This window comes from Enterobacteriaceae bacterium ESL0689, from assembly GCA_029433525.1.
In the GTDB taxonomy this organism is placed as follows: Bacteria; Pseudomonadota; Gammaproteobacteria; order Enterobacterales; family Enterobacteriaceae; genus JAQTIF01.
On sequence record JAQTIF010000001.1, the window covers coordinates 945,783 to 967,060 of the forward strand.

Annotated in this window: 17 protein-coding genes and 1 tRNA gene; 7 read left to right on the forward strand and 11 right to left on the reverse strand. The window is 49.2% G+C overall.

Annotation, left to right across the window (positions count from 1 at the left end; all coding sequences use genetic code 11):
• Positions 1–56 precede the first annotated feature (56 nt).
• The gene (locus tag PT300_04725; protein ID MDF7679954.1) at positions 57–1,067 is read left to right on the forward strand and encodes a site-specific integrase; all 1,011 of its coding nucleotides are present in this window, start codon (positions 57–59) and stop codon (positions 1,065–1,067) included.
• A 196-nt stretch (positions 1,068–1,263) separates the two neighbouring features.
• Here the strand turns inward: PT300_04725 and PT300_04730 are convergent.
• The 4 genes from PT300_04730 to aspA all read right to left on the reverse strand — a co-directional run bounded on the left by PT300_04730 (position 1,264) and on the right by aspA (position 6,594).
• Positions 1,264–1,339 (reverse strand) — tRNA-Phe (locus tag PT300_04730).
• Positions 1,340–1,489: 150 nt separating this feature from the next.
• Positions 1,490–3,145 carry a protein-disulfide reductase DsbD gene (locus PT300_04735; protein MDF7679955.1) on the reverse strand — a complete coding sequence of 552 codons (1,656 nt, stop codon included), beginning with the start codon at positions 3,143–3,145 and terminating at the stop codon, positions 1,490–1,492.
• A gap of 103 nt (positions 3,146–3,248) precedes the next feature.
• Positions 3,249–4,550, reverse strand: coding sequence for an anaerobic C4-dicarboxylate transporter (locus PT300_04740; GenBank protein ID MDF7679956.1), 1,302 nt, complete (start codon positions 4,548–4,550; stop codon positions 3,249–3,251).
• 607 nt (positions 4,551–5,157) lie between these two features.
• On the reverse strand, positions 5,158–6,594 hold the full coding sequence (gene aspA / locus PT300_04745) for an aspartate ammonia-lyase (GenBank protein MDF7679957.1): 1,437 nt from the start codon (positions 6,592–6,594) through the stop codon (positions 5,158–5,160).
• A gap of 337 nt (positions 6,595–6,931) precedes the next feature.
• On the opposite strand from aspA, the gene fxsA reads away from it, so the two are divergent.
• Positions 6,932–7,396 carry a membrane protein FxsA gene (gene fxsA, locus PT300_04750; protein ID MDF7679958.1) on the forward strand — a complete coding sequence of 155 codons (465 nt, stop codon included), beginning with the start codon at positions 6,932–6,934 and terminating at the stop codon, positions 7,394–7,396.
• Between the two features lie 46 nt (positions 7,397–7,442).
• On the opposite strand, the gene yjeH is transcribed toward fxsA, so the two are convergent.
• The gene (gene yjeH / locus PT300_04755; protein MDF7679959.1) at positions 7,443–8,705 is read right to left on the reverse strand and encodes an L-methionine/branched-chain amino acid transporter; all 1,263 of its coding nucleotides are present in this window, start codon (positions 8,703–8,705) and stop codon (positions 7,443–7,445) included.
• Positions 8,706–9,250: 545 nt separating this feature from the next.
• Here yjeH and PT300_04760 point away from each other — a divergent pair.
• The 3 genes from PT300_04760 (at position 9,251) to PT300_04770 (ending at position 13,130) form a co-directional block, all read left to right on the forward strand.
• Positions 9,251–9,544 carry a co-chaperone GroES gene (locus tag PT300_04760; GenBank protein ID MDF7679960.1) on the forward strand — a complete coding sequence of 98 codons (294 nt, stop codon included), beginning with the start codon at positions 9,251–9,253 and terminating at the stop codon, positions 9,542–9,544.
• Between the two features lie 45 nt (positions 9,545–9,589).
• Positions 9,590–11,239, forward strand: a complete 1,650-nt coding sequence (gene groL / locus PT300_04765; protein MDF7679961.1) for a chaperonin GroEL — start codon at positions 9,590–9,592, stop codon at positions 11,237–11,239.
• Between the two features lie 700 nt (positions 11,240–11,939).
• Positions 11,940–13,130, forward strand: a complete 1,191-nt coding sequence (locus tag PT300_04770) for an MFS transporter (GenBank protein MDF7679962.1) — start codon at positions 11,940–11,942, stop codon at positions 13,128–13,130.
• 162 nt (positions 13,131–13,292) lie between these two features.
• Here PT300_04770 and PT300_04775 read toward each other — a convergent pair.
• Together PT300_04775 and epmB are read right to left on the reverse strand one after the other, a co-directional pair.
• A protein-coding gene (locus PT300_04775; GenBank protein ID MDF7679963.1) for an IS3 family transposase occupies positions 13,293–14,806 on the reverse strand; the annotation gives its coding sequence in 2 pieces (ribosomal slippage) (positions 13,293–14,353 and positions 14,353–14,806; 1,515 coding nt in all).
• Positions 14,807–15,013: 207 nt separating this feature from the next.
• Positions 15,014–16,045 (reverse strand): EF-P beta-lysylation protein EpmB, encoded by a 1,032-nt coding sequence (gene epmB / locus PT300_04780; GenBank protein MDF7679964.1) that lies wholly within the window; start codon positions 16,043–16,045, stop codon positions 15,014–15,016.
• Between the two features lie 40 nt (positions 16,046–16,085).
• On the opposite strand from epmB, the gene efp reads away from it, so the two are divergent.
• Positions 16,086–16,652, forward strand: coding sequence for an elongation factor P (gene efp / locus PT300_04785; protein MDF7679965.1), 567 nt, complete (start codon positions 16,086–16,088; stop codon positions 16,650–16,652).
• A gap of 78 nt (positions 16,653–16,730) precedes the next feature.
• Here efp and frdD read toward each other — a convergent pair whose 3' ends face one another.
• Genes frdD through frdA form a run of 4 tightly spaced genes read right to left on the reverse strand, consistent with a single transcriptional unit; the run spans position 16,731 to position 20,024 of the window.
• Entirely contained in the window at positions 16,731–17,090 is a 360-nt protein-coding gene (frdD, locus tag PT300_04790) for a fumarate reductase subunit FrdD (protein MDF7679966.1), read from the reverse strand.
• A gap of 10 nt (positions 17,091–17,100) precedes the next feature.
• Positions 17,101–17,496: a fumarate reductase subunit FrdC gene (gene frdC / locus PT300_04795; GenBank protein ID MDF7679967.1), complete on the reverse strand. Its 396-nt coding sequence runs from the start codon at positions 17,494–17,496 to the stop codon at positions 17,101–17,103.
• Positions 17,497–17,506: 10 nt separating this feature from the next.
• The gene (locus PT300_04800) at positions 17,507–18,241 is read right to left on the reverse strand and encodes a succinate dehydrogenase/fumarate reductase iron-sulfur subunit (GenBank protein MDF7679968.1); all 735 of its coding nucleotides are present in this window, start codon (positions 18,239–18,241) and stop codon (positions 17,507–17,509) included.
• Entirely contained in the window at positions 18,234–20,024 is a 1,791-nt protein-coding gene (gene frdA, locus PT300_04805) for a fumarate reductase (quinol) flavoprotein subunit (protein ID MDF7679969.1), read from the reverse strand. The genes PT300_04800 and frdA overlap by 8 nt, the downstream gene beginning before the upstream one ends.
• Positions 20,025–20,291: 267 nt before the next feature.
• Between frdA and epmA the strand changes: the two genes are divergently transcribed.
• A complete protein-coding gene (gene epmA / locus PT300_04810; protein ID MDF7679970.1) occupies positions 20,292–21,269 on the forward strand; it encodes an elongation factor P--(R)-beta-lysine ligase in 978 nt (325 codons plus the stop codon).
• The last annotated feature ends 9 nt before the right edge of the window (positions 21,270–21,278 follow it).

Genomic DNA, 21,278 nt, shown 5'->3' on the forward strand with positions numbered 1-21,278 from the left:
TAAAGAAACCACAGGAATCTCTACAGGATCAATTTTGTATTTATAAGGAAACTAAGATGCATAATGAAATAACCTGGGATGAGTTACTTGAAGAATATTTTTTTGCCCATAACCTCAAACCGGCGACAAATGAGAGCTACAGAAAAGTTGTCCGGGTATTTCGTAAATTTTGCGGTGATAAATTCCCAAAAGATATTACCCACAAGGATATTCTGATGTGGCGAAGGGAGTTGTTACAGGAGAAGTGCCGTTCAGCCCAGACCTGGAATAATAAAGTCGCGCATATGCGGGCGTTGTATAATTTCTGGATATCTCAACGGTATATCCCACAGGAGAAAAATCCTTTCCATAATTGCACCGTTCAGCGCACCGTTAGGCGGAAGAAAACACTATCGCGTGAACAATTAACACGTATTTATCTGATAATGCAGCAGTTTGAGGACGATGAGAGAAGACATCAGGAGCAGCATATCTGGAATAATGCCCTGTTGCCTGCCTGGTACTGGATTACGGTACTGGATACGCTGAGATATACAGGAATGCGATTAAATCAGTTGCTGCATATCCGGCTGGGTGACATCAATCTTCGTGAGGGTTATCTGACTTTGTGTCTTGAGGGCAGTAAAACATATCGTGAATGGCGAATTCCGGTTGTCAGTGTATTGAAACTACGTCTGGCATATCTGATAGCGAAATCCACTGAGCTGGGTGCAGGGAATACAGATTATCTGTTTGATGTGGATCGGATCCGGCTTAACCGTTATGTTCCCTGGGATGCTGATAAATCATATCAGAAAATCCGCTCTTTTTTCCGGCGCTTATCGAAAGAGTGTGGTTTTGCCGTATCGCCACATCGTTTTCGCCATACGCTGGCAACGGAACTGATGAAATCACCAGAACGCAACTTACAACTGGTGAAAGACTTGCTGGGGCACAGGAGCGTCAGTACGACGATGGAATATGTGGAGTTAAAAATGGATGTCGTTGGCAAAACTCTGGAAGAAGAGTTATGTCTCTACACTGATATTACAGCAGAAAGGAATTTACACCTGTTGACACAAGTGTAGTTGACTGCGATTATAAACGGTGATCGAGAACAGGGAACCTGTTACAGCAGGTTCCCTGACTTGAGGGACAAGTTCTGGATATATCAACCAGTGCAAACACTCTTGAAAACACCGGAGGATTCCGTATGACCTGCCCCTGCATTAACCGCCCGTTAAGGATCTCATCTCTTAACCAGCGTGCTTTGATGCAAATAAGTGGTGCCCGGACTCGGAATCGAACCAAGGACACGAGGATTTTCAATCCTCTGCTCTACCGACTGAGCTATCCGGGCAACGGGGCGCATTAAACCGTAATCCATCCGTGGCGTCAACAAAATTTCTTACTTTACTGACTGATCGCTTAACTTTACGACAGTTATAGCATAAAGCGCATATCCGTTCGCCAGCACTGTTTTACAGACGATGGTGGCAAATGCCATTGTTCAGGGTTGCCAGGCACCTAAATGAGCCTGAAATGTTGCTGCGTCCATAAAGCCAGTGACGCGCTGCTCAGGCTGTTCCTGATGTTGTTTATCAAAGAACAGAATGGTCGGCAAACCGAGTATCTTTAAATGCCTGAGCAGTGCGATATTTTCCGCGCTATTTCTGGTGACATCTGCCTGTAGTACCACGATATCCCGAAGCGCAAGTTGCACTTGTGGCGCACTAAAAGTGTATTTTTCCAGCTCTTTACAGGCCACACACCAGTCAGCGTATATATCGAGCATGACCGGTTTTCCCTGCGCCTGGGCGAGCGCCTGATTCAGCTCTGTCACGGAACTGACAGAAGTGAAAGCCTGATGCGACGGTTGTGGGGTCGCTGGTGTGCTGAAGGCCCAGTTCTGCAAGGGTTGTGCACTCACGACCGCTGCCGTAAAGGTGACGATTTGTATTATGCGTATCCACGGCCGTGAGACGCTGAGCGAAATAATAAAAGCCCAGCTAAAGAATGCAACCCCGAGCAGCGACCACAGGCGTAAACTCCACGCTTCGCCGACAATACGCTCCAGTAAAAAAACCGGTAGCGCGAGGATAGCAAAGCCAAATCCTGTTTTAACGTGGTTCATCCAGACCCCACTCTTCGGTAACAGACGCTGGCCAAAGACAGTCACCAGAATGAGTGGCAACCCCATCCCCAGCGCATACAGGTATAACACGCTACCGCCCAGCCACAGATTACTGCTACGGGCAATATAGAGCAGAATCGCACTCAGCGGTGCGGTGGTGCAGGGGGTGCAGATAAGTCCGGCAATCGCCCCCATCACAAACACGCCGCTGAAAGATCCACCGTGATGCTGGTTGCTGAGTAGCGTCAGGCGCGTTTGTAATGATGAAGGTATCTGCAGTGTGAACAGGCCAAACATCGACAGTGCCAGTAAAATAAAGAGCGCCGAGAAGGCTATCAGCAGATAAGGGTTTTGTAGTGCCGCCTGAAACTGTAAACCGGCGGCGGCAACGATCAAACCAAGCAAGGTATAGGTGAGCGCCATCCCCTGAACATAAGTCAGTGCCAGCAGTAACGCCCGTGTCGCAGAGGGGCGTTGTGCGCTCCCAAGGACGATACCTGAGATCAAGGGATAGAGAGGGAATACGCAGGGGGTAAAAGCAACACCGATGCCCATCAATAACGCCCATAGCGCGGAAAAAGGGGGGCTATCGGTCGTCGTATCAGGAGGAGTCAGCGGGATAATTTTACTTTCGGGTGGATAACATAAACCGTTTTCCGCACAGCCCTGATAAGTGACCGTTAGTGTTGCCCCTTTCGCTGCCCAATTGAGTGTTACTGGCAGATTCAGTTGCTGGCGATAAATTTCGCTGTCTCCAAACATTTCGTCCTGATGTAATGTGCCGGGTGGGAGCGACAGGTCGCTGATACTGGCGTCCGTAGCGGTCATCGTGATCTTCTGGCGATAAAGGTAGTATCCCTCTTTGATATGCCAGGAGAGATTAAGCTGATGTTGATTCTGTTTGAAATCAAAGCGAAAAGCCTGATCGACAGCAACAAAGCGGCTGCGTTCAGCGGTGTCAAACAGGCCAGCAAAAGCGCTGCTATGAGCCAGTAATAGCAGCAGAATCAGCGTAATGATGCGATGAGCCATAAGGGGTAATCATTATCTCCACAGGTAACACGGTCAGCAGTCAGCGCGCTGAGGCAGCGAAATGAATGCAACGAGCCAGGAGCTGGCTCGAATGACAATGGGTTTACACTATGATACCACCAATGATGAAACTAAAAATCACTGAGAGCGCAATAGTGAGAATACCGGGGATCAGGAAAGCATGATTAAAAACATATTTGCCAATGCGTGTCGAGCCGGTGTCATCCATTTCCACCGCCGCCAGTAATGTCGGATAGGTGGGCAGCACAAACAGGGCCGAGACCGCAGAAAACGAAGCAATGGCGGTGAGGGGACTGACACCGAGTATCAGCGCCGCAGGCATCAGTGCTTTGGTGGTCACCGCCTGAGAATAGAGTAACGTCGCGGCAAAAAATAGTACGATGGTTAATAACCACGGGTAGCTATGTAGCCAGTCGCCAGCAATAGTCTGAATTTGGTCGATATGCGCTTTGATGAAGGTATCGCCAAGCCAGGCAACGCCGAGTACGCAGACGCAGGCACTCATCCCGGATTTAAACGTGCTGGCATCCAGCACTTCGTTCATATCGATTTTACAGGTGATACTAATCAGCGTGGCAATAGTGAGCATGAATACCACGATGGCTTCATTGCGTGACAGGATCGGGTTTTCGATGAGGTTGATGGTATCACTGATCGCCCCCGCATAGAGCATGATGGCCAGAATCGCGCACAGGAATAGCCACACCGAGCGTTTGGCATAGGGTTTTAGCTGATAAACCCGGCTGCCAGATTGCTTGATCTCTCCTTTGGCCAGACGTTCCTGATAGACCGGGTCGTCTTTGAGTTCGCAGCCCAGGAAGTTACAGGCAACAGCGGCGAGCAGTATCGCAATCAGCGTAGCAGGAATGCAGATAGCCAGTAGTGTCAGATAGCTGATGCCCAGCGGTTCGAGCAGCCCGGCGAAAAAGATAACGGCGGCAGAAATAGGAGAGGCGGTAATCGCCACCTGGGAGGCGACAACCGCGATCGACAGTGGGCGAGAGGGGCGAATACCTTGCTCTTTTGCCACTTCAGCGATGACCGGCAAGGTGGAGAAGGCGGTATGACCGGTTCCGGCTAGCACCGTCATAAGCCAGGTCACGAGGGGAGCGATAAAGGTGATGTATTTCGGCTGGTGTCTGATGAGCCGCTCAGCAAGACTGACCAGATAATCCATGCCCCCGGCGACCTGCATGGCAGCGATCGCGGCGATAACTGACATAATGATCTCAATCACATCAAATGGGATCGCGCCCGGCTTAATGTGAAAAAGCAGTGTCAGTACGAGGACGCCCAGTCCTCCCGCAAAACCAATGCCGATCCCGCCCAGCCTGGCGCCCAGATAGATAGCCAGCAAGACAATGACCAGCTCTGCACCAAACATATATCCCCCTTGTGTAAAATTTGCTATTGATTTGAAATTTCTGACAAACTCGCTGTCTTTATGAGGGTAAATTATTGACTCTTAACATTTCATCAGCAAGAAGGAAATATAATTTTTACTTTAGCGATCATAAAGATTGAAGCCCGTCTTTCTTTAATCCGTGGGGTATCATGTATACTGCCTGGAGCTATAGCTGGCGATAATCAGCACGCTTCCCCACATTAGCCGACTATGAGCCTATCCCATTAGGCTATTTTACTGGCCATTTTGGCCCTGGGTAGTGCTCGAAATCCTCACGTACTCCGTGTACGCTGCGGTTTCTGCGCGCTGTCCGTGTCCAAACTGGCTGCGCCAATAACGCCTGGTGAGATAGGCTCTAAGCTATTATTAGTGGCTTATGTTTTTATTTTTGCTTTTGGTTATCGGGATATATTGGCATCGCGTTATCTATACCGTGCTGGTTATTGGTATTGTCAATCATTATTGATGTATTCATCGTGCATCACGTGGAATATATCTCGGTATGATAATTCAGTTTGCAGAGGATGAAGATTTATCGCCAAAAAAGCATGCCCGCAGACATGCCTTTTTAGTGATCATGCGTTAATTATTTTTCGCTGTTATCGCTATAACGTTTTCCTTTATAGCTGGGATGCATCAGATTATGAGCGGAAAATATCTCATCCAGTTCGCTGGCGGTCAGTAATCCTCGTTCGAGTACCACATCGCGGACACTTTTACCGGTTTCGGCACAAATTTTACCGATGATGTCACCATTATGGTGGCCGATAAATGGATTGAGATAAGTGACAATGCCGATCGAGTGGTAAACATAACCTTCACACACCGCTTTATTGGCCGTAATACCCTGAATACATTTTTCCAGCAGATTGTAGCAGGCGTTAGTCAGAATATGGATCGATTCAAACATCGCCTGACCAATTACCGGCTCCATGACATTCAGTTGTAACTGACCCGCTTCTGCCGCCATCGTCACGGTGGTGTCATTGCCGATCACTTTGAAACAGACCTGATTCACCACTTCCGGGACCACTGGATTCACTTTCGCTGGCATAATTGAGGAGCCCGCCTGGAGTTCCGGCAGATTAATTTCGTTGAGGCCAGCGCGTGGGCCGGATGAAAGCAAACGCAGATCATTACAGATTTTGGAAAGTTTGACTGCCAGCCGTTTCAGTGCGCTGTGTACCATCACATAGGCACCGCAATCGGAAGTGGCCTCGATCAGATCTTCGGCGGGGATCACTGGCAGATGACTGATTTCCGCCAGTTTTCTGACCGCGAGCAGTTGATAACCCTCAGGGGTATTCAGCCGTGTCCCGATGGCAGTAGCGCCAAGATTGACCTCTAACAGTAATTCCGCGGTACGCAGAATATTTTTGCTTTCTTCTTTGAGCAGCACATTAAATGCGCGAAATTCCTGGCCAAGAGTCATGGGTACTGCATCCTGCAACTGGGTGCGCCCCATTTTCAGAATATCTTTAAATTCAACGGCCTTGTGCTGGAAGCCTTCGCTAAGTTGTTGAATAGCATCGGTGAGTTTCAGGATTGAGCTATAAACGGCAAGACGAAAACCGGTGGGATAGGCATCATTGGTGGACTGGCATTTATTCACATGGTCGTTGGGATTCAGGTACTGATATTCGCCTTTCTGGTGTCCCATCAGTTCAAGGCCAATGTTGGCCAGCACTTCATTGGTATTCATGTTCACGGAGGTGCCCGCGCCCCCCTGGAAGACATCAACGGGAAACTGATCCATACATTTGCCGTTATTCAGTATTTCATCACAGGCCGCAATAATCGCATCTGCCACATTTTCCGGCAGGGTTTGCAGCGCTTTGTTGGCCATCGCCGCTGCCTTTTTCACCATCACCATGCCACGGACAAATTCTGGTATCTCACTGATTTTACTGTTACTGATGTAAAAGTTTTCAATCGCTCTCAGGGTGTGAATACCATAGTAGGCGTGAGCCGGAACTTCCCTGGTACCCAACAGATCCTCTTCAATGCGAATGTTATTTAGCATAAAAAACCTCTTTTGCAATCTACCCATGAATTTATCAAAATTCAGCATTTTGTAAGCATTAATCGCTTATATATCAGCATATTATTTTGATTATATGCTTATTTTTTGGAATTATATTTTGATGACAGCAAATATCGTGAATATGAATCACATTTTTTTCAGCAAATGGGTGGGGAATTGTTAATATGTGAGGTAGATCAAGGTATTGTTGTGAGTGGAGAAAAATAAACAGGGCGATCGCGTGTAAGAGAGTGTTTTGGTCTAAGATTAACGTATTGTCAACACTGTGTTTTAATCAGATTACCCATTGCGGTGACTGTTCATAAAGGAGATACGGGTGCGCTGGATTCCGTTTGTTGTGGTGTTTTTATATTTTTATATCGAGCTATCGATCTTCGTTCTGGTTGCCCATGAGTTGGGGGTGCTGTTGACCCTGCTGCTGGTGATCCTGAGCTCTGTCATCGGTATCGTGCTGGTGCGTAATCAGGGTTTTAAAAACCTGTTGCTGATGCAGAAGAAAATGGCTGCAGGTGAAAGTCCGGCCGCTGAAATGATCAAAAGCGTCTCCCTGGTGATTGCCGGTATGCTATTGCTGTTGCCAGGCTTTTTTACTGACTTACTGGGCTTACTGCTTCTGCTACCGCCGGTACAAAAGCATATCACGCTGAAACTGATGCCTTATTTGCGTTTTCGCTGGATGCCGGCCAGTGATTTTAGTGGCGGTGAAGGTGATATTTTTGATGGCGAATATCAGCGTAAAGACGAAGATCGTGATCGCTTAAATCATACAGATGATCGATAACTTAACGAACGCATCAACCGGACAGCACCTTCGCTGTCCGCTATTTTCAGGCTGATGGGGACTCCTCACTCTCCTGCACAGGATGTTTCGGCAGCCATAATCCCAGCCCGGTCAGAATCAGTAAGGCATACAGGATTTTCCAGCCGGTCATCACCAGCAGTAGCAGACACAGAAGAGCGCCAATAACCGCCAGCAACCGGGCGTGCCCCTTCAGTAATCGACAGCCTGCCAGCATGCATAACAGATAAATCATTATGAAAATGCCATTGGCATAGACGATGAGCGCATCAAGGTTGATATTCAGCCAGTAAATGCTGAGCGTACTGATAACGCAGCATGCGATTATCGCATTGAGTGCGTGACGAGGCGTCTGTTGTGGCGACAGGCGGGCGAAATAGCTTTGTGGTTTGTGCTGCGCCTGCGACCACACCAGACGGGCAAAGCTCTGGATATAGATGTTCAGGCTGGCGAAACAGGCAAGATAACCAATGACACAGGCGACCCATAACGCCTGGACGCCAAATAAGCGCACTACAATATCAGGCAGTGACGCGGCGGCGGCCATGTTGTCAGCGTAAGCGTGAAAGTGTAACACCAGTACAGTACAGGCCCAGTAGACCGAACCTGCCAGTAATAAGCCGAGTATTAACGCGCGGGGAAAATCACGTTCCGGATGTTTAAATTCCGCTGCCAGATGCGCGAACGCTTCAAGCCCGACAAAACACCAGAACATGACCGAAAGGGCAGTGAAAAGTTTTGGATAATCAATATGATCGGGGGGTGGAAAGGCAATATCCCGCAGACCGATATCACTATACCCGCCGATGGTCACGATAAGTGCGATGATAAGAACCGCAATCAGTGTTTGCAGGTTAGCGCTGGTGCTGGCTCCCCGTGACCCGACCCACCAGCTCAGCGCCAGGGTGGCCAGCTGTGCCAGCAGTAGCTGGCTATCATGCCAGCCAAAGAGTGCCTGGGCGAAGCCGGTAGCAATATGCAATGCCGCCGGTAAGCCAACTGGAATCACCGACAGAAATAACCAGCCGGTGACCCGCCCTATATGGGAACCAAACGCGATACTGACAAAGTGCGCGACACCCCCGGCACTGGGGAAGTGGCGGCCAAGTACAGCGAAGATAATCGCGATCGGAAAGACTAACAGAATCAGTATCGGCCAGGCCCACAGACTGTTATTGCCAGCGACCAGCGCCGCCAGTGCGGGAACCGCAAAGACGCCGGTACCGAGCAGTGAGGTGGCCAGCAGCCCTACCCCCTGGGCCAGATTTAATTCCTGCTTCAGTCCACTCATGTTATCCCCGGTGACTGATAAAAAAGGGGAATACGCCTGTACGGGTCACGACGTTACCAGCGATTAACGCCAGAAATAGCAAAAAAATAGCCATGGAAATCCATTTATTGTTCTGAGTGATGGATACGCTTTATCCGGATGGTCTGAGGAAGCCGATAATACCATAATCGGCTTTGTTGAATAAATAGATATTATGCTGAGTGCCTACAAAAACATCGGTCTTCCTCGACGTAAAATCAGTAGGTTAAGATCAGGGTCGGAAGCTTCTCGCAGTAGAGACCAGCATTTCTGACCGAAACAGGCGTGATAAAACAGCATGATTCCCTATTATTCAACAAAGCCACCATAATCGTGTTTATTTATGTCGTAATCTGCGCCACTGAGCGATTGCCGGGCCAGGCACTTACCATGGAAAAGAAAATTTTTTTTCGCTTTCCCCTTGAAGCGTGGAAACCCATCCCCATCTATCTGGCACTAGCCGGAAAACCCAGTACGGGTCGGTATAATCCATAGCTGATAATGACTTTCTCAAAGGAGAGCTATCAATGAGTATTCGTCCATTACATGATCGTGTGATCGTCAAACGTAAAGAAGTGGAAACTAAATCTGCAGGCGGCATTGTGCTGACGGGTTCTGCAGCGACCAAATCAACGCGTGGCGAAGTCATCGCTGTCGGTAAAGGCCGTATCCTGGAAAATGGAACTGTGCAGTCACTGGATGTGAAAGTCGGCGATATCGTTATCTTCAACGATGGGTACGGCGTGAAGCCTGAGAAAATTGACAACGAAGAAGTGCTTATCATGCCTGAAAGCGACATTCTGGCAATTGTTGAAGCGTAATTATTTGCGCACGCAGAAACTGAACGAATTCGAGGAACAGATAACATGGCAGCTAAAGACGTAAAATTCGGTAATGACGCTCGTGTGAAAATGCTGCGTGGCGTCAATGTACTGGCAGACGCAGTAAAAGTCACCCTTGGCCCGAAAGGTCGTAATGTGGTGCTGGATAAATCTTTCGGTGCTCCGACCATCACCAAAGATGGTGTTTCCGTTGCTCGTGAAATCGAGCTGGAAGACAAGTTCGAGAATATGGGCGCCCAGATGGTAAAAGAAGTGGCGTCTAAGGCTAACGACGCCGCTGGTGATGGTACTACCACCGCAACCGTTCTGGCTCAGGCTATTATCGCAGAAGGGCTGAAAGCCGTTGCTGCTGGAATGAACCCCATGGATCTGAAACGCGGCATCGATAAAGCCGTGGCCGCCGCCGTGGAAGAGCTGAAAGTTCTGTCTGTACCTTGCTCAGACTCTAAGTCTATTGCTCAGGTAGGGACGATTTCGGCTAACTCCGACGAAACCGTCGGTAAACTGATCGCTCAGGCCATGGATAAAGTCGGTAAAGAAGGGGTTATTACTGTCGAAGATGGTACTGGCCTGGAAGATGAACTGGATGTCGTAGAAGGTATGCAGTTCGACCGTGGCTACCTCTCTCCCTACTTCATTAATAAACCTGAGACCGGTGTTGTTGAGCTGGAAAGCCCGTACATTCTGCTGGTTGATAAGAAAGTTTCTAATATTCGCGAAATGCTGCCTGTGCTGGAAGCGGTTGCAAAAGCCGGTAAACCGCTGGTTATCATCGCTGAAGATGTCGAAGGCGAAGCACTGGCAACCCTGGTGGTTAACACCATGCGTGGCATCGTGAAAGTAGCAGCGGTGAAAGCACCGGGCTTTGGTGATCGTCGTAAAGCGATGTTGCAGGATATCGCTATTCTGACTGGTGGTACGGTTATTTCTGAAGAGATCGGTATGGAGCTGGAAAAAGCGACACTGGAAGATCTCGGTCAGGCAAAACGTGTCATTATTAACAAAGATACCACCACTATTATTGATGGTGTGGGTAAAGAAAGCGCGATTCAGGGCCGTGTTGCTCAAATCCGTAAGCAGATCGATGATGCCACCTCTGACTACGATCGTGAAAAACTGCAGGAACGTGTCGCGAAACTGGCAGGCGGTGTTGCAGTGATCAAAGTTGGTGCCGCAACTGAAGTCGCCATGAAAGAGAAAAAAGCTCGTGTTGATGACGCTTTGCATGCAACGCGCGCAGCGGTAGAAGAGGGTGTGGTTGCTGGTGGTGGTGTAGCGCTGGTTCGTGCTGCCGCTAAACTGTCTAACCTGACCGGTGAGAATGACGATCAGAATGTGGGTATTAAAGTTGCGTTACGCGCAATGGAAGCCCCCCTGCGTCAGATTGTTTCCAATGCCGGTGAAGAGCCTTCTGTCATCACCAACAATGTGAAAGCGGGTAAAGGTAACTACGGTTACAATGCTGCAACCGAACAATATGGCGATATGCTTGAGTTTGGTATCCTCGATCCCACCAAAGTCACCCGTTCAGCATTGCAGTATGCTGCATCGGTTGCCGGATTGATGGTAACGACCGAATGCATGGTGACCGACCTGCCGAAGAGTGACGTACCTGATTTAGGTGCTGCTGCCGGTGGTATGGGTGGCATGGGAGGTATGGGCGGCATGATGTAATCACGCCCCATATGCCATGCTATAAAAACCCCTGGATAGCGCTGTCCGGGGGTTTTTCTTTTGTCAGCCACCCTTTTCTGTCCTCTTGCCCCGTTCCGAATTTACTGCTTTCCCGTTGATATCACAGAGACGCTGATGATTATATTGTCGGATATTGCGCTATTGGGCTGGCGCGATGAGTGGCAATCAAAAGCGTATATCTGTCGATACTAAATAACTTATATGGACACCTCCCCGATGCTTATCTCAAGGAGGTATCCTTTAGTACGCATGAGCATCGTTTCTATTCTGAATAGAGATACACATGTATACTGGATAGATAAACCTGGCAATATAGAATTATTTGCTTTGAATTTTATTGGAGATTTAGAGCCTGGCCCATTAGGCTATTTTACTTGCTATTTTGACCCTGGGCAGTGCTCGAAATCCTCACGTACTCCGTGTACGCTGCGGTTTCTGCGCGCTGTCCGTGTCCAAACTGGCTGCGCCAATAACGCCTAAATGGCTGCGCCTAATACCGCTACACCTGCCGTTTACTGACGTATGAGCTGTTGCATAAAGAAAATATATTGTAGGCCCGATGTAGCACGGTCAGGCAGAAAAAAAGCCCTAACGCCTTACCTTGCAAGGGCTGACCTAAAGTGGAGCACTATTCCGCGCAACTATTTAGTGGGATAAGCTCTAAAAGAGTGTTTTTTTAATGAATAGAAAATATATTACAGCGCTTGCTCTGATTATTGGACAGGGACTGACAGGATCTATTATTTCGTTGCTAACGCTTACATCAACCCTGGTGGCGAACAGGTTGTCTCCCGTTCCATATCTTGTCACATTACCTATTACTGCGACGGTAATGGGCGCTGCTATCATGGTATATTATGCCTCTTTTCTAATGAGCGCCTACGGGCGACGTACAGCCTTTACTATAGGAAGCAGTATTGGATTATTGGGTTCTATTCTTGCAATTATAGCTATCTATTATCAACTATTTAGCTTATTTACATTCTCTACCTTTATTTTGGGAGGGGCTACGGTCTTTAACCAATACTATCGTTTTGCTGGTGCAGAAGTTTTTGATACTGAATCTGGCAAAAAAAAATGTACATCTTTAATTATTGGTGGCGGGATCATTGGCGGAGTAATCGGACCAATGATTGCAACAAAGGGACAATCTATGTTCCCTGACCATATTTTTCTTGGGACTTTTCTAATTTCCGGGATGGTATTTATCCTGGCGTGGATATCGCAATTATTTATTTCTCTACCAGGAACTATAGTAGTCAGTGAAAAAAATAATGATAGTATTCCAGAGGTTGAAATTAAGTCTGTTTTATCATCTTCTCAGTTCATTACTGGAACATTGAGTTGTGCTTTAGGTTTTTCCATCATGACATTAGTGATGAATGCAACACCTCTGGCCATGCATCATGCATATTATGTTATTCAGGAAAGCGCATTTGTGCTTCAATGCCATTTTTTCTCAATGTATGCCCCTGCTCTTTTTTTACCACTACTTATTTCGAGATTGAAGACAGTGCATATTATTCAGTGTGGTGCTATTTTCTTTGTTGTAGGATCCATAATCCCATTTTATTATGATGAATACGTCGGGTATATCTTCGCTTTGAGTGCAGTCGGCATTGGATGGAGTTTTATGTTTACTGGGGGGACCTTTCTAATCAATCAGATAGCTAATCAAAAAATAAAGTATAAAATTCAAGGCATAAATTCATTATTTACCTATATGTTAAACCTGGTTGCCTCATTGTCAGTGGGTTTCTTTATGAATATTGCACACGGATGGTTAATCATTAATGGTGTGGTGATCTTTGTTATGTTATTTTTTCTTGTCTACATGCGGTTCCATACGTACTGTCGCACTTGTCGTTAACTATTCATATTCTCCCTCACGATATCATTAAGAGCCTATCCCATTAGGCTATTTTACGTGCCATTTTGGCCCTGGGCAGTGCTCGAAATCCTCACGTACTCCGTGTACGCTGCGGTTTCTCCGCGCCGGTAAGTGTCAAGACAGTTGTCACCCCTGTTTAATTTAAACTGCCTGTTTTTCCCGTTCCGGATTTAATGTTACCGGGCCCTCCGGCTGCCAGTTTCTTGTCTTCCCTGACCCGCGCTCCGGATGCGCTTTCTGTGCCTGACGATACAGTTCATCACGCTGTTTCAGCAGGGCCCTGTCTTCACCACGATGCCGTTCTGCTGGCGTGACATAGCGTATTCCACTGTGACGGTGCTCTTCGTTATACCACCGGGTAAATTTCTCCACCCAGGTACGGGCATCCTCCAGCGTCCTGAACCCCGATGATGGCCACTGCGGCACATACTTCAGCGTCCGGAACAGCGATTCCACATACGCATTATCATTGCTCACCCGTGGCCGACTGTGGGATGGCGTGATATTCAGCTCATGCAGTTTCACCTGCAGCGTCTGCGATTTCATCGCCGGACCGTTATCGGCGTGCAGGACCAGCGGCTGTCGCCAGCAGCCTTCCCGCATCACACTGCGCTGCATCAGGGCGGCTGCCTGTTCACCGCTTTCTGTCTCATGCACTTCGTAACCCGTAATTTTCCGGCTGTACAGGTCGGTTATCAGATACAGATAATACCAGCGGCCACTCACCACAGAGGGCAGCCAGATGATGTCCCATGTCCACACCTGGCAGGGTCCTGTCGCCGTAAAGGTCGTCGGGGCAGCCACCTTCTGCCGCCGGGCCTGACGTCCCCGCCGGTGAACCTCACCGGAACGACGCAGTATGCGGTAAAAGGTCGATTCACTCGCCAGATAAATGCCTTTGTCTGCCAGACGCGGCACGATTTGCGACGGCGGCAGACTGGCATATTCAGGCTGATGACATATCTCCCGTATCTGCTGCTCTTCCTCAGGACTCAGGCGGTTAACCGGTACCGGTCTGACGGCTGTCAGACGGCCATCTTCATGATGCTTTTGCCAGCGCTGCCAGGTGCGAAGGCTCAGGTTCACTTCACGGCAGACAACCCTGCGCCGGGCTCCGGCCGCGACAGTCTCATTAATCCACCGGATGAGCTGCTGGCGCTCATCCGCAGGCGTCAGTCGTCCCCGTCCGTTTCCCCGTAGTAATCCCTGAGCTTTTTTCGCAGTACCAGTATCGCTGCCGCCTCCGCCAGAGCTTTCTCCTTACGCACCAGCTCTCTCTTCAGTTGTTTAATCTCTTTCTGGCTCTGCTTCAGGGCCGCTTTATCTTCCGGCGCAGACGCCTGTAAAAAAGCCTGCTTCCACTGAATAATCTGTTCCGGATAAAGGCCATTTTTACGGCAGTATTCTGCCACTTCAGCCTCACTGAGTGTGGCGGTTTCGACTATCACGGCGAAGCGTGCTTCTGCTGACCACTGGTCGGTTGTTTTCTCTGCGCCGGGCACGGGCTTCCCCTCTGATTTGGCCTGATTACGCCAGTTACAGAGGGTAGCTTCGGATATTCCTTCCATTTGTGCAACAGTGGAAACCGTCATGTTGTAGGGGGGCAATAATTTAGCCAGTATCGCTGCTTTACGTTCAGGGGAAATACGTTTCATTTGTCACTCCATGCCCTCAGACTGATTTTTCAGAGGGGGTGACAACTATCCTGACACTGAGGGGCGCTGTCCGTGTCCAAACTGGCTGCGTCAATAACGCCTGGTGGGATAGGTTCTAAGGAGAAAGTGGATAGTGAGCCCAACTTTATCTTTTGTGATTCTGTGCACTTTGTTCCCCGCCTGTCAGTGACAAGAGGAAATTCGGGTTCAGACAGATTGTGGTAAGCCTAAATCCAGTGGTGTCTTACTGGCTTCCCCGCCGATTTCGCGTGCCAGTACCGGAACCAGATAACCTGAAACCAGGGTTAGCAGTTCCTGCATGATAGCCCGGGCTTCGTCATCACTGACCAGAAAATGGGCCGCGCCCTGTACTTTGTCGAGTACATGCAGGTAATAGGGCATAATGCCAGCATCAAACAGGGCATTGCTCAGGTCAGCCAGGGTTTTGGCGTTGTCATTAACGCCGCGCAGTAATACGCTCTGATTAAGTAATGTCACACCCGCAGTACGCAGTTGTCTCATAGCCGTGCGCAGCTCGCTATTGATTTCGCTCGCATGGTTGATATGGGTGACCAGTAATATCTGTAACGATGATCCTGCGAAGCGTGAGATCAGGGTATCAGTTACCCGCGCCGGGATCACGACAGGCAAACGACTGTGGATACGTAGGCGTTTAATATGGGTTATCGCTTCCAGTTGTGTCAGCAGCCAGTCCAGCTCGTGATCTTTTGCCATCAGCGGATCGCCACCTGAAAAAATGATCTCATCCAGCTGCGGGTGGGCGGCAATATACTCCAGTGCGACCTGCCAGTTACGTTTATTCCCCTGGTTTTCAGCATAAGGAAAGTGACGGCGAAAACAGTAACGACAATTTACCGCACATCCCCCTTTTACCAGCAGTAATGCACGATTATGGTATTTGTGTAATAGCCCCGGTATCACGTTATGTTGTTCTGCTAACGGATCGGTCGAAAAACCGGCGACGGAAATCAACTCTTCCTGTGCGGTCAGCACCTGACGAAGCAGCGGATCGTTGGGGTTTCCGGGTTCCATACGTGCGATAAAAGCGCGTGGTACACGCAGGGGGAATAACTGTTTTGCTGCTTTTCCCGCCTGCAGCTTTTTATCTGTGTCTATATTTAAAAGATGCAGCAGCTCATCGGGATCGGTCACAACATCGGCGAGTTGTGTTAACCAATCTTCTCTGCGTGGGGTGTTTAGGGTTACAATATGCGCCATTTTATAGCTTAGCGACCAATTAATAAATTCAGAGGGCCTTATGGCAACGTACTATAGCAACGATTTTCGCGCAGGTCTTAAAATCATGCTCGATGGTGAACCTTATGCGGTTGAATCCAGTGAATTCGTAAAACCGGGCAAAGGCCAGGCGTTTGCGCGTGTTAAATTGCGCCGCTTGCTGACAGGGTCACGGGTTGAGAAAACTTTTAAATCCACTGACTCGGCAGAAGGCGCTGATGTGATGGATATGAACCTGACTTACCTGTACAACGATGGTGAGTTTTTCCACTTCATGAACAACACCACATTTGAGCAGTTAGCCGCAGATACCAAAGCGGTCGGTGATAATGCGAAATGGCTGCTGGATCAGGCAGAATGTGTCGTTACCTTATGGAACGGCCAGCCTATTTCGGTGACGCCGCCTAACTTTGTCGAGCTGGAAGTAGTGGAAACCGATCCTGGTCTGAAAGGTGATACGGCGGGCACCGGAGGAAAACCGGCAACGCTGTCTACCGGTGCAGTGGTGAAAGTTCCGCTGTTTGTGCAGATTGGCGAAATCATCAAAGTGGATACGCGCTCTGGCGAATATGTCTCCCGCGTGAAGTAAGAAAACCTTCTGCCCCGCCAGTAAATAAACCACCGTTGATCGCGGTGGTTTTTTGTTTATAACCTGTTATGGCTCGTGTTAAATAAACAATACGCCAATCAGGGTAATGATGCTCAGAATCGCTGCCAGGCCGTAAAAAATCCATTTACCATTGCGAACATGAATGTTCAAATCATGCATGGTATGGTGGAGACGATGAAGCCCGCACCATAATGGCAGGACAACCGCCAGGAAGAGAAAAGCACGACCGATGAAACTCTGGGCAAAACTCAGCACTCGCTCGTAACTGAAAGCGTCAGCCGGTGCCAGACCGAATGGCAGCAGGATAGCGACCAGCAGTATCATAACCGGAGTAATAACCGCACTCCACATACCACCGGCACCAAACAGTCCCCAGAAAGGGGGCTCGTCAGAACGTTTAGGATTGGGATTAATCATATCAGCCTCCTTACCAGAACAGGGCAACAAGCAAAATGACGATGGTCGCCAGGGCGGTAATCAGCCAGAGCCCTTTAATCATGAGCGCTGGCGGCACTTTCTCCCCTTTGACAATAATATTGGCGGCTTTCGGTGCCAGTTCAAACCAGGTTTTACTGTGTAACAGCGTGGCAGCCAGGGTAATAATGTTGAGAATAACCACCAGTGGGTTTTGCAGGAAAGTGACATAACTCGCCCAGCTTTCTGCCCCCTGTTTTAGTGAGAAAATGCCAAAAAGCAAGACAATGCTGAACCATATTGTCGGGATAGCCGTACTCTCACGCAGCATATAGAAGCGATAAAACGGCAGTTTTTTCCACCAGTCAGAAGGCATTGGCCGCACATAGGGTTTACGTTTAGATATCATCATGCACTCCTTAGCGTGGTTTCAGGGTGGCGATAAGAAAGTCTTTTGCACTTTCTACCTTACCCTGCTGAATGGCGGCGGCCGGATCGACATGTTTCGGGCAGACTTCTGAACAGTAGCCGACGAAAGTACAGCTCCAGACACCGTTATTGCCGTTGAGCTGGGCCATACGTTCTTTTTTACCGTAATCGCGGTTGTCCTCATTGTAGCGATGAGCAAGTGTAATCGCGGCAGGGCCAATAAATTCCGGGTTGAGGCCAAACTGAGGGCAGGCGGCATAGCATAGACCGCAGTTGATACAGCCAGAAAATTGATGATATTTGGCCATCTGTGCCGGAGTTTGCAGATTGGTGCCCTGCTCTGGTGTGCGTGGATTGCCGATAATATAGGGCTTTATCGCTTCCAGACTTTCGATAAAGTGCGTCATATCGACCACCAGATCGCGTTCAATCGGGAAGTTAGCCAACGCTTCGACTTTTATTCCCTGCGGATAGTCGCGGAGGAACGTTTTACAGGCCAGTTTGGGCACCCGGTTGACCATCATGCCACAGGAGCCACAAATCGCCATGCGACAGGACCAGCGATAGCTGAGATCCGGCGCGAGATTATCTTTGATATAGCCCAGCGCGTCGAGTAATGAGGTTTGCTCATCATAAGGAACGTCATAACAAACACTATGGGGTGCGCTATCCGTTTCCGGATTGTAACGCATGACTTCGATTTTGCGGTTATTCATCTCAGCCATTTGCCGCCTCCTTTTTATCGGCTGCTTCTGCTTCAGCACCGTATACCCGTTTTGCTGGTGGCAGCGTCGTAATTTTCACCTCACTGTACTCCAGACGTGTCGCGTTGTCGGCATCGCGGAAAGCGAGGGTATGTTTGAGAAAATTAATATCGTCACGCTCAGTACACCCCTCATCCAGGCGCTGATGTGCACCACGCGACTCTTTGCGCGCCATGGCAGAGTGCGCCATGCATTCGGCGATGTTCAGTCCATGACCCAGTTCGATGGTATAGAGCAGGTCGGTATTGAAAACGCTGGAGGTATCGGTAATACGCACACGTTTAAAACGTTCCTGCAGTTCTGCCAGCTTGTCGATAGTCTTTTGCATCAGTTCAGGCGTACGGTAGATACCACAGCCCTCTTCCATCGATAGCCCCATTTCATCGCGTATAGTGGCCCAGTTTTCGTTGCCTTCCTGATTAACGAGCGCTTGCAGCCGTTTTTCAACATCAGCGGCTTGTGCATTCAGCACGCTATCACTGGCTACTTTGGCCTGAGAGGCGCGCTCCATCGCCTGTTCACCGGCAAGACGACCAAATACCACCAGTTCAGCCAGTGAGTTAGAGCCAAGACGATTTGCTCCGTGCAGACCGACAGAGGAGCACTCACCCACTGCAAACAGACCTTTGATCCGCGTTTCGCATTGTTGATCGGTTTCGATCCCTCCCATCGTATAGTGGGCGGTAGGGCGTACCGGGATCGGTTCTTTGACCGGATCGACGCCGACATAGGCTTTTGCCAGTTCACAGATAAATGGCAGACGCTCATGGATCTTCTTCTCACCCAGATGGCGCAAATCAAGATAGACGACATCCCCGCGCGCGGTGGCAATGGTGTTGCCTTTACGCCATTCATGCCAGAATGCCTGAGAAACTTTATCCCTCGGCCCCAGCTCCATGTATTTGTTTTTCGGTTCGCCCAGCGGGGTTTCTGGCCCCATACCGTAATCCTGCAGATAACGGTAGCCATTTTTATTCACCAGAATACCACCTTCACCACGGCAGCCTTCGGTCATCAGTATTCCGGAACCAGGCAGACCCGTCGGATGGTATTGCACAAACTCCATATCGCGCAGCGGTATGCCATGACGGAGTGCCATTCCCATGCCATCGCCGGTCACAATGCCACCGTTGGTATTGTAACGATAGACGCGCCCGGCACCACCGGTCGCCAGAACCACCGCATTAGCACGGATTTGCACCAGTGAGCCTTCCATCATATTCATCGCCACCAGCCCGTGCACCTGTCCCTCATCGACCAGAATGTCGAGGACAAAATGTTCATCAAAGCGCTGGATTTGTGGGAATTGCAGGGAAGTCTGGAACAGCGTATGGAGCATATGGAAGCCGGTTTTATCAGCGGCAAACCAGGTGCGTTCGATTTTCATTCCGCCGAAGCGCCGGACATTGACGCTACCGTCTGGCCGACGGCTCCAGGGACATCCCCAGAGTTCAAGCTGCGTCATTTCGGTAGGACAATGGTGGACGAAATAGTCAACCACATCCTGTTCACACAGCCAGTCTCCGCCAGCGACGGTGTCATGGAAATGGTATTCAAAACTGTCATGCTGTTGGGCGACAGCGGCGGAGCCACCTTCTGCTGCTACAGTATGGCTACGCATTGGATAAACTTTTGAAATCAGCGCGATTTTCGCGCCAGGGTTTGCCTGCGCAGCAGCAATGGCAGCACGGATCCCCGCACCGCCAGCACCGATGACGGCAATATCGGCTTGAAAAGTTTGCACGACATTCCTCCTTTTTTTATAAGTTTTACTATCAAAATAAGTAGTACGGGTAGTAGTCCCTTAAACGATGATGGATTATAACCTCAAGAAAAATATGGAAAGTTGACGTGTACGATTGTTTTAACAGTTTGTATTGGTCGTCGTGATGATTTTTATCTGATTATTGTTGTGGATGATGTTACTGATAAGATCAACAGGACAAAATTTGTGTCCCCCAACAGTTGCGAGTAGACTTCGAGCCCTTAGGGGAAAGCGGAGAAAGTCGCTATGAGCGAAACGGCAACCTGGCAGCCGAGCGCATCTATTGCCAGCTTATTAAAACGTGCAGCGATAATGGCGGATATTCGCCGATTTTTTAATGATCGTGGTGTACTGGAGGTGGAAACCCCTTGTATGAGTCAGGCGACAGTGACGGATATACATATGGTTCCGTTTCAGACCCGGTTTGTCGGCCCGAGTTATTCGCAGGGGGTGGATCTCTATCTGATGACCAGTCCGGAATATCATATGAAGCGTTTGCTGGCTGCTGGTTGTGGCCCGATTTTTCAGCTCTGTCGTAGTTTCCGCAATGAAGAGATGGGGCGACACCACAATCCGGAATTTACGATGCTGGAGTGGTATCGCCCAAGCTATGATATGTACCGTCTGATCAATGAAGTGGATGATTTTCTGCAACAGGTACTGGAGTGTCAGCCCGCTGAAATGCTCTCTTATCAACAGGCCTTTCAGCGCCATCTTGAGCTTGATCCGTTGTCGGCAGATAAAGCGCAGTTACGTGAAGCCGCCGCGAAGCTTGATCTGAGCAATATCGCTGACACAGAAGAGGATCGTGACACTTTATTGCAGTTATTGTTTTCTGTCGGCATCGAACCCCATATTGGTAAAGAGTGCCCGACTTTTGTGTATCATTTTCCGGCAAGCCAGGCGTCTCTGGCACAAATCAGCAGTGAAGATCATCGCGTGGCAGAGCGTTTTGAGGTCTATTTCAAAGGGATGGAACTGGCGAATGGCTTCCACGAATTGAGCGATATGCGTGAACAACAACAGCGTTTTGAACAGGATAATCGTAAGCGTGAGGCGCGTGGCTTACCTCAGCAACCGATTGATACTCACCTGCTGGCGGCGCTGGATCACGGCTTACCCGATTGCTCGGGCGTCGCCCTGGGGGTTGACCGTTTAATTATGCTGGCCCTGGGGGCGGAGAGTATTGGCGAAGTGATGGCCTTTACGGTAGATCGCGCCTGAGCCGACTAC

Bases quoted from the DNA above. Each gene is read 5' to 3' on its own strand.
- PT300_04725 (MDF7679954.1), top strand. From the start codon at position 57: ATGCATAATGAAATAACCTGGGATGAGTTACTTGAAGAATATTTTTTT.
- PT300_04735 (MDF7679955.1), bottom strand. From the start codon at position 3,145: ATGGCTCATCGCATCATTACGCTGATTCTGCTGCTATTACTGGCTCAT.
- PT300_04740 (MDF7679956.1), bottom strand. From the start codon at position 4,550: ATGTTTGGTGCAGAGCTGGTCATTGTCTTGCTGGCTATCTATCTGGGC.
- aspA (MDF7679957.1), bottom strand. From the start codon at position 6,594: ATGCTAAATAACATTCGCATTGAAGAGGATCTGTTGGGTACCAGGGAA.
- yjeH (MDF7679959.1), bottom strand. From the start codon at position 8,705: ATGAGTGGACTGAAGCAGGAATTAAATCTGGCCCAGGGGGTAGGGCTG.
- PT300_04760 (MDF7679960.1), top strand. From the start codon at position 9,251: ATGAGTATTCGTCCATTACATGATCGTGTGATCGTCAAACGTAAAGAA.
- groL (MDF7679961.1), top strand. From the start codon at position 9,590: ATGGCAGCTAAAGACGTAAAATTCGGTAATGACGCTCGTGTGAAAATG.
- PT300_04770 (MDF7679962.1), top strand. From the start codon at position 11,940: ATGAATAGAAAATATATTACAGCGCTTGCTCTGATTATTGGACAGGGA.
- epmB (MDF7679964.1), bottom strand. From the start codon at position 16,045: ATGGCGCATATTGTAACCCTAAACACCCCACGCAGAGAAGATTGGTTA.
- efp (MDF7679965.1), top strand. From the start codon at position 16,086: ATGGCAACGTACTATAGCAACGATTTTCGCGCAGGTCTTAAAATCATG.
- frdD (MDF7679966.1), bottom strand. From the start codon at position 17,090: ATGATTAATCCCAATCCTAAACGTTCTGACGAGCCCCCTTTCTGGGGA.
- frdC (MDF7679967.1), bottom strand. From the start codon at position 17,496: ATGATATCTAAACGTAAACCCTATGTGCGGCCAATGCCTTCTGACTGG.
- PT300_04800 (MDF7679968.1), bottom strand. From the start codon at position 18,241: ATGGCTGAGATGAATAACCGCAAAATCGAAGTCATGCGTTACAATCCG.
- epmA (MDF7679970.1), top strand. From the start codon at position 20,292: ATGAGCGAAACGGCAACCTGGCAGCCGAGCGCATCTATTGCCAGCTTA.